Annotated in this window: 9 protein-coding genes and 1 pseudogene; 8 read left to right on the top strand and 2 right to left on the bottom strand. The window is 71.8% G+C overall.

Annotated features, from left to right (window positions below):
• The first annotated feature begins 12 nt into the window (after window positions 1-12).
• From H1W00_RS01170 to H1W00_RS01150, 5 genes and pseudogenes are all read left to right on the top strand, one after another.
• Complete coding sequence (locus tag H1W00_RS01170; protein ID WP_181752893.1) at window positions 13-1,797, top strand: methylmalonyl-CoA mutase family protein; 1,785 nt, start codon at window positions 13-15, stop codon at window positions 1,795-1,797.
• A 23-nt stretch (window positions 1,798-1,820) separates the two neighbouring features.
• Window positions 1,821-3,902: pseudogene (gene scpA / locus H1W00_RS01165) on the top strand (methylmalonyl-CoA mutase); the annotation flags it as partial.
• Between the two features lie 68 nt (window positions 3,903-3,970).
• The gene (locus tag H1W00_RS01160) at window positions 3,971-5,359 is read left to right on the top strand and encodes a hypothetical protein (RefSeq protein ID WP_181752890.1); all 1,389 of its coding nucleotides are present in this window, start codon (window positions 3,971-3,973) and stop codon (window positions 5,357-5,359) included.
• 66 nt (window positions 5,360-5,425) lie between these two features.
• A complete protein-coding gene (meaB, locus tag H1W00_RS01155) occupies window positions 5,426-6,409 on the top strand; it encodes a methylmalonyl Co-A mutase-associated GTPase MeaB (RefSeq protein WP_181752888.1) in 984 nt (327 codons plus the stop codon).
• Window positions 6,410-6,454: 45 nt separating this feature from the next.
• Window positions 6,455-7,249, top strand: a complete 795-nt coding sequence (locus tag H1W00_RS01150) for a transglutaminase domain-containing protein (RefSeq protein ID WP_181752886.1) — start codon at window positions 6,455-6,457, stop codon at window positions 7,247-7,249.
• A 155-nt stretch (window positions 7,250-7,404) separates the two neighbouring features.
• Here H1W00_RS01150 and H1W00_RS16900 read toward each other — a convergent pair whose 3' ends face one another.
• The gene (locus H1W00_RS16900) at window positions 7,405-9,474 is read right to left on the bottom strand and encodes an acyltransferase family protein (RefSeq protein WP_181752885.1); all 2,070 of its coding nucleotides are present in this window, start codon (window positions 9,472-9,474) and stop codon (window positions 7,405-7,407) included.
• 140 nt (window positions 9,475-9,614) lie between these two features.
• On the opposite strand from H1W00_RS16900, the gene H1W00_RS01140 reads away from it, so the two are divergent.
• Complete coding sequence (locus H1W00_RS01140; RefSeq protein ID WP_181752883.1) at window positions 9,615-12,944, top strand: CDP-glycerol glycerophosphotransferase family protein; 3,330 nt, start codon at window positions 9,615-9,617, stop codon at window positions 12,942-12,944.
• Between the two features lie 256 nt (window positions 12,945-13,200).
• Here H1W00_RS01140 and H1W00_RS01135 read toward each other — a convergent pair whose 3' ends face one another.
• Window positions 13,201-14,316: a citrate synthase 2 gene (locus tag H1W00_RS01135; protein ID WP_181752881.1), complete on the bottom strand. Its 1,116-nt coding sequence runs from the start codon at window positions 14,314-14,316 to the stop codon at window positions 13,201-13,203.
• Between the two features lie 97 nt (window positions 14,317-14,413).
• Here H1W00_RS01135 and pdxH point away from each other — a divergent pair, with 97 nt between their 5' ends.
• Window positions 14,414-15,049 (top strand): pyridoxamine 5'-phosphate oxidase, encoded by a 636-nt coding sequence (pdxH, locus tag H1W00_RS01130; protein ID WP_181752879.1) that lies wholly within the window; start codon window positions 14,414-14,416, stop codon window positions 15,047-15,049.
• A gap of 47 nt (window positions 15,050-15,096) precedes the next feature.
• Entirely contained in the window at window positions 15,097-16,362 is a 1,266-nt protein-coding gene (locus tag H1W00_RS01125) for an MFS transporter (RefSeq protein ID WP_181752877.1), read from the top strand.

Raw genomic sequence — 16,362 nt, 5'->3', positions numbered from 1 at the left:
ACCATGCGACGCATGGCAGCAGACCAGCCCGTGGTGCCCCTGGCCGAGGGCATCGAGCACGACCTGTCGGAGTGGGAGAAGGCCACCGCGGCCGTCCTGCGCAAGACGCGTCGCCTCGCCGAGGACGCCCCCGACACCGACGTGTGGGAGGCGCTGACCACCACGACCCTCGACGGGCTCAGCATCACCCCGCTGGGCACGCGCGACCTCGTCGCCGACGTCCCCGAGACCGGTCTCCCGGGCGAGGCGCCCTACACGCGCGGCTCCGGCACCGCCGATCCCGAGCTCGAGGGCTGGGACGTGCGCGGCTGGTTCACCGACCCCGACACCACCGCCGACCACCTCACCACCGAGCTGGAGAACGGCGGCAACTCGCTGTGGCTCACGGTGGGGCAGCGCGGCATCGCCGCCGCCCGCCTCGCCGAGCTGCTCGAGCCGGTCTTCCTCGACCTGGCCCCCGTCGTGCTCGACGCCCCCGAGGACCCGGTCGCCGCGGCCGAGGCCTTCGTGGCGGTCTGCCGCGACAAGGGCGTCCAGCCGCACCCGCTGACGAACCTCGGCGGTGGCGGCCACGATCTCGACGTCCTCGTCCGCGTGGCCACGCTGGCGAAGGAGGCGGGCGTCCGCGGCGTCGTCGTCGACGCCAGTGCCCTGCACGACCAGGGCGCGTCCGAGGTCCAGGAGCTCGCCTGGTCGATGATGGTCGCGGTCACGTACCTGCGCGCCCTCGAGGCCGCCGGGTTCACCACCGACGAGGCCGCCGCCCAGCTCGAGTTCCGCTACGCGGCCACCGACGAGCAGTTCCCGACCATCGCCAAGCTCCGTGCCGCACGCACCCTGTGGAACCGGGTCGGCGAGCTGAGCGGCATCGGCGAGGCGGCCCGCGCCCAGCGCCAGCACGCGGTCACGTCGCGTCCGATGATGGCGCGCTACGACTCCTACACGAACATGCTGCGCACCACCGTCGCCGGCTTCGCCGCCGGCGTGGGCGGTGCTGACGCGGTCACGGTGCTGCCGTTCGACGAGCCGCTCGGCCTGCCCACCCCGTTCAGCCGCCGCATCGCGCGCAACACCTCGAGCCTGCTCATCCACGAGTCGCACGTGGCCAAGGTGGCCGATCCCGCCGGCGGCGCGTACGCCGTGGAGAAGTTCACCGACGACCTCGCGATGGCCGCGTGGGAGCTCTTCGCCGAGCTCGACGGCCTCGACGAGCTGGAGGGCGTCGCCGACCTCGACGCCGCCGCCGACCGCCTCGTGCCGCTGGTGCAGGCCGTGCGCGACGACCGCGCCCTGCAGATCGCGCGCCGCGAGCGCCCGATCACGGGCATCAGTGAGTTCCCGAACTCCGCCGAGACCCTCCCCGAGCGCCGGCCCTACCCGGTCGCTCCCGACGTGTTCCGGTACGCCGGCGAGTTCGAGCAGATGCGCGACGAGCCCGTGGCGCAGCCGGTCTTCCTGGCCACGATGGGCCCGATCTCCGCCCACACCGCCCGGGCCACGTTCGCCATCAACCTGCTGGCCGCCGGCGGCATCGGTATCGGCGCCGCGGGTGCCACCGCCGGGGTCGACGAGGCCGTCGACAAGTACCTCGAGGCCGGAGCGCCTCCCGTGGTCTGCCTCGCCGGCACCGATGCCGTCTACGGCGAGTGGGGTGCCGAACTGGTCGCCGCGCTGCGCGAGAACGGTGCCTCGTACGTCGTGGTCGCCGGCAAGACCGACCTCGGCCAGGACGCGTCGGCCGCCATGGGCCTCGACGCGCTGGCCTTCCTGCGACAGATGCGTGAGGTGCTCGCATGACCACACCGAAGTCCTTCGCCGGCGAGCCGTGGCAGAGCCCTGAGGGGATCCCCGTCAAGCGGCTCTACACGCCCGCCGACCTCGAGGGCCTCGACGCCCTCGACACCTACCCGGGAATGACGCCGTTCCTGCGCGGTCCGTACCCGGCGATGTACACCACCCAGCCGTGGACGATCCGCCAGTACGCGGGCTTCTCCACCGCCGAGGAGTCCAACGCGTTCTACCGCCGCAACCTGGCGGCGGGCCAGAAGGGCCTGTCCGTCGCGTTCGACCTGGCGACCCACCGCGGCTACGACTCCGACAACCCGCGCGTGGTGGGCGACGTCGGCATGGCCGGCGTGGCGATCGACTCGATCTACGACACGCGCACGCTGTTCGACGGTATCCCGCTCGACCAGATGAGCGTCTCGATGACCATGAACGGTGCCGTGCTGCCGGTGCTGGCGCTCTACATCGTGGCGGCCGAGGAGCAGGGCGTGAAGCCCGAGCAGCTGGCCGGGACCATCCAGAACGACATCCTCAAGGAGTTCATGGTCCGGAACACGTACATCTACCCGCCGGCGCCCTCGATGCGGATCATCTCCGACATCTTCGCGTACACGGCGGCGCGGATGCCGCGGTTCAACTCGATCTCGATCTCCGGCTACCACATCCAGGAGGCCGGGGCGACGAACGACCTCGAGCTGGCCTACACGCTGGCCGACGGCGTCGAGTACATCCGCTCGGGCCTCGACGTGGGCCTGGACATCGACGCCTTCGCGCCGCGCCTGAGCTTCTTCTGGGCGATCGGCATGAACTTCTTCATGGAGGTCGCCAAGCTTCGCGCCGCCCGCGCCCTGTGGGCCCGGCTCGTCAGCGACTTCGACCCGAAGAACCCCAAGTCGCTGAGCCTGCGCACCCACTCGCAGACCTCGGGCTGGAGCCTCACGGCGCAGGACGTCTACAACAACGTGCAGCGCACCGCGATCGAGGCGATGGCGGCCACGCAGGGCCACACCCAGAGCCTGCACACCAACGCCCTCGACGAGGCCATCGCGCTGCCCACCGACTTCAGTGCCCGCATCGCGCGCAACACCCAGCTGCTGCTGCAGCAGGAGTCGGGCACCACGCAGACGATCGACCCGTGGGCCGGCTCGTACTACGTCGAGAAGCTGACGCACGACCTCGCGAACCGCGCCTGGGCGCACATCCAGGAGGTCGAGGCGGCCGGCGGCATGGCCAAGGCCATCGACGAGGGCATCCCGAAGATGCGCATCGAGGAGGCCGCGGCCCGCACGCAGGCCCGCATCGACTCGGGCCAGCAGGTCGTGGTGGGCGTGAACACGTACCGCGTGCCCGACGAGGAGCCGTTCGACGTGCTCAAGGTCGACAACAAGGCCGTGCTCTCGTCGCAGATCGCCAAGCTCGAGCGCCTGCGCGCCGAGCGCAACGACGACGACGTGCAGTCCGCGCTCGACGCGCTGACGAACTCGGCCGAGCGCGGCGCGCGTCGTGACGGCTCGCTCGAGGGCAACCTGCTCGACCTGGCCGTGAACGCCGCCCGCGCGAAGGCCACGGTGGGCGAGATCAGCGACGCGCTGGAGAAGGTCTACGGGCGCCACCAGGCCGTGATCCGTACGATCTCGGGTGTGTACCGCAGCGAGGCCGGCCAGTCGGGCAACATCGCCCGGGTCATCGAGGCCACCGACGAGTTCGAGCGCGCCGAGGGCCGCCGCCCCCGCATCCTCGTGGCCAAGATGGGCCAGGACGGACACGACCGCGGCCAGAAGGTCATCGTCACGGCGTTCGCCGACATGGGCTTCGACGTCGACGTGGGCCCGCTGTTCTCCACGCCGGAGGAGGTCGCCCAGCAGGCGGTCGACGCCGACGTCCACGTCGTGGGGGTCTCGTCCCTCGCGGCGGGTCACCTCACCCTGCTGCCCGCGCTGAAGGCGGCGCTGGAGGAGCAGGGCCGTCCCGACATCATGGTCGTGATCGGTGGCGTGATCCCGCCCGACGACGTGCCCACGCTCAAGGAGATGGGTGCGGCCGAGGTCTTCCTGCCGGGCACGGTCATCGCCGACTCGGCACTCGACCTGCTGGAGAAGCTGCGCGCGCAGGGCTGATCCCTCGGGCGACCCGACGACGGCTGTCGACGCTGGGCTGCAACTCCCAGTTGCACTAGTCTGTGGCGGTGGACACCCGCTCGGACACCCGGCTGGACACTCGCCTGGACGCTCGTCTCGACTACATGGACCACGCCTCGTACCTGGCGTTCCGTGCCCTCGGTCATCACCCGACGCTGCACTACACGTGGGTCTACGACCGGGCGGTCGATCTCGACGCGCTGCGCCGCCTGTCCGACCGGCTCCACCAGGGGCGGTTCGCCCGCGTCGTCGAGGCGGCACCGGGGTGGGGCGGGCGGCCCCGCTGGGTCCGCCCCGACGCGCCCGTGCCGATCGAGGTCGAGCCCGCCATGCGGCCCCGGTCGCAGATCGAGCAGTGGTCGGTCGAGGTCTCGCGGCGGCCCATCGATCCGGGCGAGGGACCGCCGTGGCGCTTCGGCGTCCTCCGGCTCGACGACGGCGGCAGCGCGGTCGCGATCGTCGTGTCGCACACGGTCACCGACGGCGTGGGGGTGCTCCTGGGACTGCGTGAGGCCGTCGAAGGACTCGACCTCGGGCTGGCGTATCCGCGCCGCGGCGAGCGAGCCCGGAGCCGCCTGTCCCACTGGCGTGAGGTCATCGGGTCGCTCCCCGAGAAGGTGCGGGCCCTCCGTGCGGTCGTGCGTCAGATGCGTGCCGAGCGGAGCCTGCCGCACCGGGCCTCGACGGCGGCGCTGCCCGTGGCGACACCCGTCGCGGAGTTCACCGCGCCAGATCCGCCGGTCCGCGACGGGGCCGCCCGCGTCGTGACCTTCGTGTCCGAGGCGTCGTGGGACGCGTGCGCGGAACGGCTCGGTGGCACCTCGAACGTGCTGGCCTCGGCGCTCGCTGCGCGGCTCGGGCTCCACCTCGGTCGGGTGCAGCGGAACGGGACGGTCAACCTGACGATCCCGGTCAGCGTGCGTGAGGGCGACGACGACCTGCGGGGCAACGCCCTGTCCTCCGTCGTCGTCACCCTCGACCCGGCCGAGGTGACGCACGACCTGCGCCCCGCGCGTGCGGCGATGAAGGCCGCGCTGAGCGCCCGGGACGCGAACCAGCTCCCGCTGCTGGCGGCCCTGCCGCTCGTCCCCTTCGTGCCGGTGTGGCTGCTGCGCCGCCTCGAGCGGTTCGCCCTGGGGGCCGACGTCAATGCCGTCGGCTGCTCCAACCTCGGGCGCGTGACCGGGCCCGTCGAGTTGATCGACGGGCGGCCGTGCCAGTACGCCTGGGGTCAGTTCAACGAGCCCGGCCGGCCCACGGCCGAGCTGGCCCGGATGGGTGGGCAGGGGTTCCTGGGCGTCACCTTCTCGGGCGGTCGCGTCGTCATCAACGCGGTGGCGTTCCGCCCCGGCGCGGACAACTCGGACGAGGCGCTGCTCGCGATCGTGCACGACGTCATCGCCGAGTTCGGTCTCGGCCCGCCCCTGCCGTGGTGACGGCCCCGCCCGGCGTCGTCGTGCTGGCGGCCGGGTCGGTGGAGGCCACGCCCTAGACTCGCACGCGTGGTTGACGTCGACAGGGTGGTGCAGGGCGTCCGCGCGGGCCGGCGGGCGGAGATCTCACGTGCGATCACGCTGGTCGAGTCGCGCCGAGCCGACCACCGGGCGGCCGCGCGCGAGGTGCTGGCCGAGCTGGCGGCGGCGCCCGACTCGAAGGTCGGGGGAGCGGTCCGCGTCGGCATCTCCGGCGTTCCGGGCGTGGGCAAGTCCACCTTCATCGAGGCCCTCGGCGTCCACCTCACCGAGCGCGGCCACCGGGTCGGCGTCCTCGCCGTGGACCCCTCGAGCGTGCGCACCCGCGGCTCGGTGCTCGGCGACAAGACCCGCATGGTGCGCCTCTCCACCGACCCGAACGCCTACATCCGCCCCTCGCCGAGCGCGGGCAGCCTCGGTGGCGTCGCCCGCGCCACCAGCCAGGCGCTGACGGTGCTGGAAGCGGGCGGCTACGACGTTGTGCTCGTCGAGACGGTCGGCGTCGGCCAGTCCGAGATCACCGTGGCCGGCATGGTCGACACGTTCCTGTTCCTCACGCTCGCGCGCACGGGCGACCAGCTGCAGGGCATCAAGAAGGGCATCCTCGAGATCGCCGATGTGATCACGGTCAACAAGGCAGACGGCGAGCGGGCCCGGGAGGCCGAGGGCACCGCGCGCGAGCTGGCCGGCGCGCTGCGCCTGGTCTACGCCGGCACGCAGGACTGGGTGCCGCCCGTCCTCACCTGCTCGGCGCTGGAGGGGACCGGCATCGACACCGTCTGGAGCCGCGTGCTGCGCCACCGTGAGTTCATGGGCCACCGCGGCGTCGCCGAGAAGCGCGCGCAGCAGCAGCTCGACTTCACGTGGGCGCTCGTGCGCGACGAGATCGAGCAGCGCCTCGCCACCGACGCGTCGGTGGCCCAGGTCCGCGAGCGGGTGCGCGAGGAGGTCCTCGCCGGCACGCTCTCGCCGGCCGCCGCCGCCGACGAGATCCTCGGCGCCTTCGACGCCTGACCGCGCCGGATCGCGGCGTCGGGGTGCCCGTGCCAGCATGGTGCGGTGAAGCGCACCGTCACGGCCCACCTCGAACTGCACGCGTTCGACCGCGCCGACCTCGTCCTGTCGATCGCCGTCGCGGCGAACGTGGCCACCTCGAGCGAGTCGTTGCGGGTGGTCCAGAACGGTGCCGAGCTCGAGGCCCGCGAGATCGCCGGCCGCCACGAGACCAGGCTGCACCGGGTCGACGCCCCCGCGGGCCCCATCACGATCGACTACGAGGCGGTCGTCGACGGTCATGCCCGGCCGATCGCCACGGAGGAGCTCGACATCATCGAGTACCGGCGTCCCAGCCGGTACGCGCCGTCAGACTCGCTCTTCGCGATCGCTAAGGCCGAGTTCAAGGGCCTGTCCGGCAAGGACCTGCTCGACGCCGTGACGTCCTGGGTCGGCACCCACCTGTCCTACGTGCCCGGCAGCAGCCGGCCCACCGACGGCGCCGTGCAGACGATGCTGAAGCGCCAGGGGGTGTGCCGCGACTACGCGCACCTGGTCATCGCCCTGCTGCGCGCGCACGACGTTCCCGCGCGCCTCGTCTCGGTCTACGCCCCGGGGCTGCAGCCGATGGACTTCCACGCGGTCGCCGAGGCCTACGTCGACGGTGAGTGGCACGTCGTGGACGCCACCGCGCTGGCCCCGCGCGAGACGATGGTCCGCATCGCCACCGGCATGGACGCCTCCGAGACGGCCTTCCTGTCGCAGCACCACGCCGCCGTGAACCTCAACAGCATCAACGTCACGGCGGTCGTGGACGAGCTGCCGCGCGACGACGTGACCGAGCTCGTCGCGCTCGGCTGAACCGAGAGATGAACTCGCAGTGACACGCCGAAAAGAACCAGCGGACTAGTTACAAAGAACTAGCGGATGGGTTAGTCTTCCCTCAGCGACCGCCGCGTCGTCGCATCACCTCGGGGGGGTGATACGGCGCCGCGGCATCGTCATGTCAGGGGCCCTCACGAGGGACGCGGCAGGGCGTTCATGTCCACCAGTCGCCGGTACACGTACGGCGTCATCGTGCGCACGTACGTGACGCTCAGGTGGGTGATGTCGCGGTACACGTTCACGCCGCCGATGATCGACGGGCAGGTCTCGTCGTCGCAGTAGAGGTCGCTCAGGTCCAGCGTCTGCGCGCCCTCGACCTGGCGGCCGGCGGTCGCGAAGGCGTCGAAGTGCGACAAGGCCTCCTCGCGGCTGAATGCGCACGCGTCCGGCGTGATGCTCTCCAGCTGGGCGAGGCACTTCTGCGGGGCGCGCGGCAGGCGGGGGTTGTCGCGGATCGCGACCACCCGCACGCCCCGGTCCAGCACCGGACGCCACACGGCCTCCATGCTCTCGACGCGCTCCTCGTTCGACCCGCTGAGCATCCGGGCGTAGCCGGTGGTCAGGACCAGGTCGGTGGAGTCGGTGCGATCGAGCAGCCACTCCTGGAGGTTCGCCTTGAACTCCTGGCAGGTGCTGACGCGCAGCGGGTCGTCGTGGTCGGGTTCGTCACGGGTCCACGAGCAGCTGCTCCTCAGCTGGGCGGAGAGCGTGATGAGCTTCTGGTCGGCCATCCGGACCAGCGTGGGCAGGAACGACCGGGCGTGGGAGTCGCCCACGAGGGTCACGTGCGGCAGCGAGTCGTCGTCGAGGTCGCCGAAGGTGCAGTCGTTGAGCTCGGTGTCGTGCACACCCCCGAAGCAGTCCGGGTACTCCTTCTCGTAGTCGTTGACCACGGCCTCGGGCGACGGGATCAGCTGGTCGTCGAGCTCGGGGTTGTGGCACGGGTTCTCGGGATCGCGCGAGGCCGCGCCGAAGCAGGCGGGGGCGTCTTCGACCAGCTTCTCGGCGACGGCGACGGCGCGCTCCTGGGCCGCGGCGGCGGTCTGGTGCCCGGCCAGCGACGCCCCGACGAGCGCGGCCGCGCCGACCAGAGTGGCCAGTCCCGTGATGGCCGGCCGGCGCAGACCGAAGCGGTGCGTGAAGCGGATGGGGTCCTCGACCCAGCGCTTGGTGGCCCAGGCGGCGACGATCGTGAACACGAGGATCCCGACGCGCGGGCCGAGCCCCAACTCGTGGCCCAGCACGAACGGCAGGATCACGATCGGCGGCCAGTGCCACAGGTACATCGAGTAGGAGATCTCGCCGAGGGTGTGGGTGGGGCGCCACCGCATGACGGGCGTGGGGGAGAGGACGCCCCGGGGCTCGCCCGCCCAGATCACCGCGAGGGTGGCCACCACGGGGACGATCGCGGCGGTGCCCGGGAACGGCGTGGAGTCGTCGTACGTCAGGCCGCACCATGCCAGCGTCAGGAAGCCCGCCCACGACAGCAGGGCGGTGGGTGCTCCGCGGCGCACCGTGGCGCTGCCCATCGCGAGCGCCAGCAGGGCGCCGGCGCCGAACTGCCACGCCCGCGCCGGGGTGACGAAGTAGGCGGCCGGCGGGTTCGCCTGGGTGATCCACAGCGAGTACGCCAGGCTCGCGACGGTCGCGGTGCCGAGCACGAGGGCGACCATGAGCTTGCGTGACCGACCCGTCCGCACCGCCAGGACGGTGGCCAGGATCACCAGCAGCGGCCACACGAGGTAGAACTGCTCCTCGATCGAGAGCGTCCAGTAGTGCTGCACGGTCGTCGGGTCGTTCTCGGCGGCGAGGTAGTTCACCGAGTCGGCCGCCAGGGCCCAGTTCTGCACGTACAGCGCCGAGGCGACGATCTCCTTGAAGTTCTGGCTCCAGGTGACCAGCGGCATCCAGAGCCAGACGGCGAGCGCGGACACGGCCAGCACGAGGTACGCCGCCGGCAGCAGGCGCCGGGCGCGGCGCGCCCAGAACCGGGCCAGGTCGACCTTCCCGGTGTCGGCGGACTCGCGCAGCAGGTGCCCGGTGATCAGGAAGCCGGAGATGACGAAGAAGACGTCGACGCCGATGTAGCCGCCCGGAAGGCGCCCCGGCCAGAGGTGGTAGATGACCACGAGCAGCACGGCACAGGCGCGCAGGGCCGAGATCTCGGCCCTGAATCGGTCGCTGGGAGGACTGGCGGGCACCGCACCACGATACGAGGGCGGTCCCCATCGCGCCCACCGCGGCCCGCGGGCGACCGGTCGGGACGCGGCGTCCCCCTCTAGAATCGAGAATCGCGTGGTGGGGGCGTCCCGCCGTGAAGTCGACGGGAACCGAGGAGAGCATGCCTGACGTGGGTCGAGTACGGCGTCGGGTCGTCGCGATGGTGCCCGAGCGCGCGAAGGACCGCCTGCGCCGTGCCCTCGGCAAGGGTCCCGCGCCCCGGCCCCACGCCTCCCTCGTGGTGCGCCACGAGGCCGGCCTCGTCCACTACGCCGGCGAGTTCCGCGACCCGGTGCGCGTGGTCGCCCTGGTGGTTCGTCCCGCCAGCCGGCTCGGCCAGGTCAGCCTCCGCCTCGAGCAGGCCCCGTCCGCCACGTTCGCGTTCGCCCTCGATCCCGTGCGGCTCTGGGAGCTCGGCGGCCGGGCCGCCGGACGCTTCGACCTGTTCGTCGAGGTCGAGGGGATGGGAAAGAAGCGCACCGAGCAGCGCCTGGGCCGCTTCGACCACACCGACACCTCGGCGGCGATGGCGTTCATCGAGATCGAGGGCGCCGCGTCCCCATTCGGCGAGCAGGTGCACGCCTGGACCCACGTCACCGACCAGGGCAACGTCTCGGTGCGCTACGCCGCCGAGCCGATCCGTCGCTTCGAGGTGGAGGGCAAGCGGCTCGACGTCGGCCCGCGCGGGATCGCCGCGGACCTCGTCCTCAAGACGTTCTCGCGTCCGGCGAGCGACATCCGGCTGTCGCTGCAGTGGCGGTTCTCCGGGACCACCCAGGAGATCCCCGTGCGCGTCGAGTCGCTCGACGCCACCGCCGCGCACGGCCTGTACGACTACCGGATCAGCTTCGACATCACGCCCGACGCCGTGGACGACGCCGAGCGCGAGGGCATCATCGACCCGCACCTGATCATGGAGCTCGACGGGTTCGAGCTGCCGGTGCGGGTGCCGTTCGCGGAGAAGAGCTTCTCCCACTTCAGGCTGCGCGACCTGCCGGTGCCGACGCAGGGTGGTGCCCACGTCGACCAGTGGGTGCCCTACCTGACCTTCCGTGCCAAGCGGCTCGCGTTCTGGTCGGAGCGCTTCACCGTCGAGAACCACCGGTACCTGCGCCGGATCGAGCGGTGGGCGTGGCTGCTCGCACCGCTGCGCCCGTTCTCGGGCATCTGGCTCGTGGGGGAGGTGCCCTACAAGGCGCAGGACAACGGCTTCGCGCTGTTCCGCTGGATCCGCCGCAACCACCCTGACCGTCGCGCCTACTACGTGATCGACGCCGACTCGCCCGACCGCGACAAGGTCGAGCCGTTCGGGAACGTCGTCACGGCCCGCTCGCGCGAGCACATCCGCTACACGGCCCTGGCGTCGCGCTTCGTCGGCAGCCACCACGCGGAGTACCTGCACGCCTCGCGGTCGCCCCGGCTGGCCCGGCACGCGCGCGGCCTGCGCGTGTTCCTCCAGCACGGCGTCACCGGCATGAAGAACGTGCGGCTCAACTACGGCCGCCTGCACATGCAGGAGATGCCGCCGGACCGGGTGGTCGTGAACTCGGCCGCCGAGCGCCAGATCTTCATCGAGGACCTCGACTTCTTCCCCTCGCAGGTCGAGGTGACCGGCTTCGCGCGGTACGACTCGCTCTTCGAGGGCGAGCCGCAGGTGCAGCGCCGGCTCCTCGTGATGCCCACCTGGCGCGACTGGCTGACCAGCCGCGAGAGCGTGCTCACCAGCACCTACCTGGCCAACTGGCTGGACTTCCTCAACGACCCCCAGCTGCAGGCGCTGCAGCGCGACGGCGTCGAGATCCTCATGGTGATGCACCCGAACCTGCGGGCGCTGGTGGACGACCTGCCGCTCGAGGGGATCTCGATCGCCCCCCGCGACGCCGACGTGCAGGAGCTCATCCGCACCAGCGCCGCCCTCGTGACCGACTACTCCAGCGTCGCGTGGGACGCGGCGTTCCTGCGGCGACCGGTGTTCTTCTTCCGCTTCGACGACGCGGTGCTCACCGGTGCCCGCACGCCGTTCATCGACGCCGCCACCGCCCTGCCCGGGCCGATCGCGCACCGCGCGGCCGACCTGGCCGGTGAGGTGGCCCGGTCGGCCGGCTCGGGCTTCGCGATGGACGACGAGTACGCGCGTCGCGCCGCCGCCTTCCTCGAGCTCCCGACATCGGGCTACGGGGAGCGCAACTACGAGATGGTGCGCACCGCCGACGGCCTCTCCACGCGGCTGCTGCGGCTGCGCAACGTGCGCGCCGTGCGCGACGCCTTCAAGCGCTTCCGCGCCGGGCCGCACTACTACCGCGTGATGTCGCTGATGTTCCGCTTCGGCAGCCTGTTGCCGCGCCGCGACATCGCCGTCTTCGAGAGCGACCGCGGCAGTGCCTACGGCGGCAGCCCGCGGGCCCTGTTCGAGCGCCTCCACGAGCGGGGGACCTCACTGGACCTCTGGTACGTCAACAACTCCACGCTGCGGGTGCCGCCGGACGCGCACAAGGTGTTCCGCCTGACGCCGCGCTACTTCTGGACGATGTCGCGGGCGCGCTACTGGGTGTTCAACCAGAACGTGCACGACCTGTGCCGCCGCCCGCGGGGCACCCACTACCTGCAGACGTGGCACGGCACCCCGCTCAAGCGGATGCAGAACGACGTGCCGGTCATGCACGGGCGCGCCGACGACTACCACCAGAAGGCGCAGGAGCTGGTGGATCGGTGGTCGAGCCTGGTCTCCCCGAGCCCGTACGCGACCGCGGCCTTCCGCAGCGCCTTCGGCTTCACCGGCCCGATCATCGAGTCCGGGTACCCCGGCAACGACGTGTTCCACACCGAGGTGGGCCGGCAGCGGGCACGCGAGACCCGACTGCGGCTGGGCCTGCCCGAGGACCGCACGGTGGTGCTCTACGCGCCCACGTTCCGCGACGACGGCCGCGCGGCCGGCGCGAAGGGCGCGTGGGCCCACGACATGGCCCTCGACCTCGGCCGCTTCGCCGAGCGCCTCGGCGAGAACGTGACCCTGCTCGTGCGCCTGCACCCGCTGGTGAAGTTCACCTGGCCGAAGGACCTCGACGCGAGCATCGCCAACGTCTCGAAGTACCCGGACACGCAGGACCTGCTGCTGGTGGCCGACGCGCTGATCACGGACTACTCGTCGATCATGTTCGACTACGCCCAGCGCGGCCGGCCGATCATCTCCTACGTCTACGACCTCGAGCACTACCGCGACGCCCTGCGCGGCTTCTACGTCGACCTCGAGGAGATCGCGCCCGGTCCCGTGGTGCGCACGAGCGACGAGGTCATCGACGCCGTCGCCCGACTCGGCGAGGTCGAGGTCCAGTACGCCGACCGCCTGGCCGCGTTCCGCGAGCGCTTCGGCGGGCTGGAGGACGGGCACGCCTCCGACCGCGTCATCGACGCCGTCTTCAACGAGTCCGAGCGCGGCGCCGCCCCGAACTGACTCGTCGTCGATCGAAGTGCCGCTGTGTTCAGCGGGTCCCGCCGTTGAACGAGTGCCGCCGAGCTGACTCGTCGTCGATCGAAGTGCCGCGTTGTTCAGCGGGTCCCGCGGTGATCGAGTGCCGCCGAGCTTGCGAGGCGGTGTATCGAGATCATCCATGGGCCCCAACAAGACAAGGGATGAGTGCGAGGAGTAAGGAAGCAGAACGGGGCGCCGCCACGATCGTGGCGACACCCCGTGCGGGTCGTGCGGTGGCTCAGGCCTTGGTCTCGGCCCAGGCCGGGTTCCAGCCGGGAACCTCGTCGGCGGTGCGCGAGGCCGGACCGGTGTAGATCGCCGAGGGGCGGATCAGGCGGCCGGTCTTGTACTGCTCGAGGATGTGGGCGCTCCAGCCGGCGGTACGCGCCGACGTGAACATCGCGGTGAACATGTTCGCGGGGATCTCCGCGAAGTCCAGCACGATCGCGGCCCAGAACTCGACGTTCGTCTCCAGGACGCGGTCGGGGCGGCGCTCGCGCAGCTCCTTCAGGGCGGCCTGCTCGAGTGCCTCGGCGACCTCGGCGCGCGGGGCGGCGAGCTCCTTGGCCGTGCGACGCAGCGTGCGGGCGCGGGGGTCCTCGGCGCGGTAGACGCGGTGACCGAAGCCCATGAGGCGCTCACCGGAGTCGAGGAGGTTCTTGACGTACGCCTCGGCGTCGCCGGTCTTCTCGACCTGCTCGATCATGTGGAGCACGCGCGAGGGGGCGCCGCCGTGCAGCGGGCCCGACATCGCGCCGACCGCGCCGGAGAGGGCGGCGGCCACGTCGGCGCCGGTGGAGGAGATGACGCGAGCGGTGAACGTGGAGGCGTTCATGCCGTGCTCGGCGGCGGAGACCAGGTAGGCGTCGATGGCCTTGGCGTGGTCCGGGTTGACCTCACCGCGCCAGCGGGTCAGCATCCGCTCGACGATCGTGTCGCACTTGTCGATCTCGCTCTGGGGGACCATCGGCTTGCCGAGGCCGCGGGCGGCCTGGGCGACGTACGACAGCACCATCACCGCGGTGCGGGCGAGGTCGTCGCGCACCTCTTCGGGGGTCTCGATGTCGTAGAGCTGACGCAGGCCCCACACGGGAGCCATCTGGGCGATCGCGCTCTGGACGTCGGCGCGGATGTCGCCGGAGTGCACGGGGATCGGGTACGGCTCGGCCGGAGGCAGGCCCGGGTCGTAGGAGCCGTCGACCAGCAGGCCCCAGATCTTCTCGAACGGCACGCGGCCGACGAGGTCATCGATGTCGACGCCGCGGTACCGGAGCGCGGAGCCTTCCTTGTCGGGCTCGGCGATCTCGCTCTCGAACGCTACGACGCCTTCCAGTCCGTGGTGTACTTGAGTCATGCCTCAATAGTGCCCTGTGGCCGTTCTACGACGAGCAGCACGGTCGATTCCCGGCTGCTTCGCGAGGTACGGTCGTCAGCCCGGATACCGTGGCGCCATGAGCGACGACCTGGCCCGGATGCGGACCGAGTACGCGAAGGCCGGCCTGGACGAGGCCACCGCGGGGGACGACCCGATCGGGCTCGCGCAGGCCTGGATCGCCGAGGCGATCGCCGCGGGCGTGCACGAGCCGAACGCGATGGCGCTGGCCACCGCCACCCGCGACGGCGAGCCCTCGGTGCGCATCGTGCTGCTGAAGGGCTTCGACGCGACCGGCGCCGACTTCTTCACGAACTACGACTCGCGGAAGGGTCGCGAGCTGGAGCAGAATCCCCGCGCGGCGGCCGTGCTGCTGTGGCACCCGCTGCACCGCCAGCTGCGGATCGAGGGCGGGGTGACCCGTCTCGACCCGCACGAGTCGGACGCCTACTTCCTCGCCCGGCCGGAGGGAGCGCGGATCAGCGCGGCCTCGTCGCCGCAGTCGCAGGTCGTCGCCGGCCGCGAGGAGCTCGAGCGCCGCTGGCACGAGGCCGAGAATCACGGGGCCGCCGAGCGGCGTCCCGAGGGATGGGGTGGCTACCGCATCGCGCCCGAGGTCCTGGAGTTCTGGCACGGCCGCGAGAACCGCCTCCACGACCGCATCCGGTTCACGCGCCGCGGGGACGACTGGACGCGCGACCGGCTCGCGCCCTGACCGACGGCGCGGTCACCGGCGCCGAGACCCGCGCCTAGGCTGCTCCGGTGCGAAAGCTCCTCACCGACGTCCGCCCCCTGCGGGTGTCCCCGGCCTACCGCAGGCTGTGGATCGGGCAGGCCGTCTCGGGCTTCGGCCAGCAGATGTCGGTGGTCGCGGTCGCCTGGGAGGTCTGGACCCTCACCGAGTCGTCGTTCTCGGTCGGCCTGGTCGGCCTCGCGGGGCTGCTGCCGCTCATCGTGGGCGGCCTGTACGGAGGCGCGCTCGTCGACGCGTTCGACCGTCGCACCGTGGCGCTGGCGTCGGCGATCGGCCTGTGGGTGTCGGCCATGGCGCTGGTCGCGCACAGCGTGGCCGACGTGGAGTCCGTCGGCTTCCTCTACGGCGTCGTCGCGGTGCAGGCGCTGTTCTTCGCCGTCAACAACCCGGCCCGCGCGGCGATGCTGCCTCAGCTGCTGCCCGGGCACCTGCTGCCGGCGGCGAACGCTCTCGGCATGGCCTCGACGAACCTGTCGTTCACGGTGGGTCCGCTCGTCGGAGGTGCGCTGATCGCGTGGCGGGGCGTGGAGGCGGCCTACGTGGTGGACGTGCTGCTCTACGTGGCGGCGCTGTACTCGGTGGTGCGACTCCCGGCCCTCCCTCCCGCCACGAAGATGCCGGTGCCGGGCATCAGGTCCGTCATCGACGGGCTGAGGTTCCTGCGGACCGCGCCCAACATCGCGATGTCGTTCGTCGTCGACCTGTGCGCGATGGTCTTCGCCCAGCCGCGCGCGCTGTTCCCCGCGCTGGCGGCCACCGTCTACGCCACGTCGGGCGGCGGCGACGCGGGCGCCTCCTCGCTGGGCCTGCTCCAGGCGTCGCCGGCGATCGGCTCGCTGCTGGCGTTCGTGGTGTCGGGCTGGGTCAGCCGGGTGCACCGGCACGGTGTCGCGATCGTCGTGGCGATCGTCGCCTACGGTGCGAGCGTCGCGGCGGTGGGCTTCTCGGCGATCGGGCTGCCGGGCCTGCTGTGGCTGGCCGTCACGTTCCTGGCGCTGTCCGGCGCCTCCGACATGATCAGTGCCGCCTACCGCTCGACGATCCTGCAGTCGGCCGCGCCGGACGAGATGCGCGGGCGCATGCAGGGCCTGTTCATCGTCGTCGTCGCGGGCGGGCCGCGCCTGGGCGACTTCGTGATCGGCTCGGTCGCCTCACTCGTCGGCGAGCCGTGGGCGATGGTCATCGGCGGCGGGCTGTGCATCGCCGGCGTGCTCACCTCGGTGGCCCTGCGCCGCCGCTTCCTGGCTTACGACGGCCGCCACCCGACCCCCTAG

Source organism: Aeromicrobium phoceense (assembly GCF_013868155.1).
Taxonomy (GTDB): domain Bacteria; phylum Actinomycetota; class Actinomycetes; order Propionibacteriales; family Nocardioidaceae; genus Aeromicrobium; species Aeromicrobium phoceense.
The sequence above is the reverse complement of the archived record's forward strand: the minus strand, read 5'-3'. Positions and strand labels throughout refer to the sequence as shown.

Coding starts and splice junctions, on each gene's coding strand:
- H1W00_RS01170 (WP_181752893.1), top strand. CDS start 13: ATGGCAGCAGACCAGCCCGTGGTGCCCCTGGCCGAGGGCATCGAGCAC.
- H1W00_RS01140 (WP_181752883.1), top strand. CDS start 9,615: ATGCCTGACGTGGGTCGAGTACGGCGTCGGGTCGTCGCGATGGTGCCC.
- H1W00_RS01135 (WP_181752881.1), bottom strand. CDS start 14,316: ATGACTCAAGTACACCACGGACTGGAAGGCGTCGTAGCGTTCGAGAGC.
- pdxH (WP_181752879.1), top strand. CDS start 14,414: ATGAGCGACGACCTGGCCCGGATGCGGACCGAGTACGCGAAGGCCGGC.